Here is a 1951-nt window from a genome sequence, read left to right as displayed (position 1 = left end):
GACCCGAACCGGGCGGCGCGCTCCGCGGCCAGCCCCTCCATGTCCCGGCGGAAAGACAGGTAGTCGAACACCGCCTCGTCATGGGTGGCGAACAGCTGGATCAGGGCAGGGGAGAAGGCGGAGCCCAGGACATCCGCCACAAACACGCCGGAGCCGGCCTTGGACGCCAGCAGGCCGCGGTCCTGCAGTTCGCCGATGGCATCGCGCAAAGAGGGGCGGGAGACGCCCAGCCGCTCCGCCAGCTCCCGTTCGGCAGGCAGCCTTTCACCGGGCGAAAGGATGCCGCGTAGAATCAGCTGTTCGATCTGTTTTACGACGGAGGCGGAGAGTTTCTCGGGCTGGACTTTCTGGAAGGGCATCTTGTCGCTCTGGCGGATTGGTCAATTTATATGACCACGCGGGGCGGGTGGCCGCAAGAGCGGACCGCATCACGAAGGTTGCAACAATAGGTCAGCATTGTTGACTTTAATTTGGAGACTCCTACCGTGACCCTAGATGTTCAACGAGGAGTGAAGCATGCAACTGGATCAGATCTTTGCCACCCGCAATAGCCGGATGAAGGCGTCGGAAATCCGTGAGCTTCTGAAGCTGCTGGATCAGCCGGATATCATCTCCTTTGCCGGCGGCATCCCGGATCCGGCGCTGTTCCCGGCCGATGAATTTGCCGAAGCCTTCAAGAATGCGCTGACGCCTGAGCGGCAGGCTCAGGCACTGCAGTATTCGGTGAGCGAGGGCTACCTGCCGCTGCGCCAGTGGATCGTGGCGGAGATGGCGAAGATTGGCATCGTCTGTGAGCCAGAGAACGTGCTGATCACTTCCGGCTCGCAGCAGGCGCTGGACTATCTGGGGAAGCTGTTCCTGTCACCGGGCGACACTGCCCTGGTCGGGTGGCCGACCTATCTGGGCGCGCTGGCGGCCTTCAACGCTTATGAGCCGCGCTATGACCGGCTATCGCTGAAGACAAACCGCTTGCCCGAAAGCTATGCCGAAGCCGCGGCTGAGGCGGGCAGCGCGGTGAAATTTGCCTATCTCTCACCGGATTTTGCCAACCCGACCGGCGAGACCCTGGACCGCGCCGGGCGGCTGCGGCTGCTGGAACTGGCGGACACGCTGGACTGCGCCATTATCGAGGACGCGGCCTATCAGTCGCTGCGCTACGACGGGCACCCCGTGCCGCCGGTACTGGCGCTGGAACAGGAAGAGAAGGGCTCGATCGAGGACTGCCGGACGGTTTATTGCGGATCGTTTAGCAAAACTTTGTCGCCTGGGCTGCGGATCGGCTGGGCGGTGGCTGCCAAGCCGGTGATCGCACAGATGGTGCTGCTGAAACAGGCGGCAGATCTGCACACCTCGACCATCAACCAGATGGCCGTGCATGGCGTTGCGGAGACCTGTTTCGACGAACATGTAGAGCAGCTGCATGCGGTCTATCAGCGCCGCCGTGATGTCATGCTGGCGGCCCTGGCGGAGCACATGCCGGACGGCATGGACTGGACCCGGCCCGAGGGCGGTATGTTTGTCTGGATCACCCTGCCGGCGGACAAGGACGGAGCGCAGCTGCTGGCCCGCTCGCTGGAAACGGAGCGGGTGGCCTTTGTCCCCGGCCAGGCGTTTTTTGCAGATGGCAGCGGTCAGAACACGATCCGGTTGAGCTTCTCCAATTCCAACCACACGGCCATTGAGGAAGGGATTGCCAGGCTGGGACGGCTTTTGCGGTCCGCCTGACGCCAGATCACACCCTGCTTGGCAAAAGACCGCCGGATCCTGCGGGTTATCCACAAGATATGGTGTGAATTGGGCTGAATTTACCCCGATTTGGGGGTGCGGAGCGTTGACTCACGAGATAGGAACCGCTGAACTTTCTCGATACGGAATCACGAAGGGGCAGCTTTGCGGTTTTCCAAGCTCAGGCTGAACGGCTTCAAAAGCTTTGTTGATCCTACCGAACTGG

2 protein-coding genes are annotated in these 1951 nt (G+C 61.7%); one reads left to right on the top strand and one right to left on the bottom strand.

Annotated elements, in window-relative coordinates:
- Nucleotides 1–359 (bottom strand): GntR family transcriptional regulator (locus tag A2I95_RS34210; RefSeq protein ID WP_291736973.1); only part of this gene is annotated, 359 nt, incomplete at its 3' end.
- A gap of 157 nt (nt 360–516) precedes the next feature.
- Here A2I95_RS34210 and A2I95_RS34205 point away from each other — a divergent pair.
- Nucleotides 517–1725: a PLP-dependent aminotransferase family protein gene (locus A2I95_RS34205; protein ID WP_291736971.1), complete on the top strand. Its 1209-nt coding sequence runs from the start codon at nt 517–519 to the stop codon at nt 1723–1725.
- The last annotated feature ends 226 nt before the right edge of the window (nt 1726–1951 follow it).

This window comes from Leisingera sp. F5, from assembly GCF_001593695.1.
The sequence above is the reverse complement of the archived record's forward strand: the minus strand, read 5'-3'. Positions and strand labels throughout refer to the sequence as shown.

Excerpts from the sequence above, each read along its gene's own strand:
- A2I95_RS34205 (WP_291736971.1), top strand. The coding sequence starts at position 517 with ATGCAACTGGATCAGATCTTTGCCACCCGCAATAGCCGGATGAAGGCG.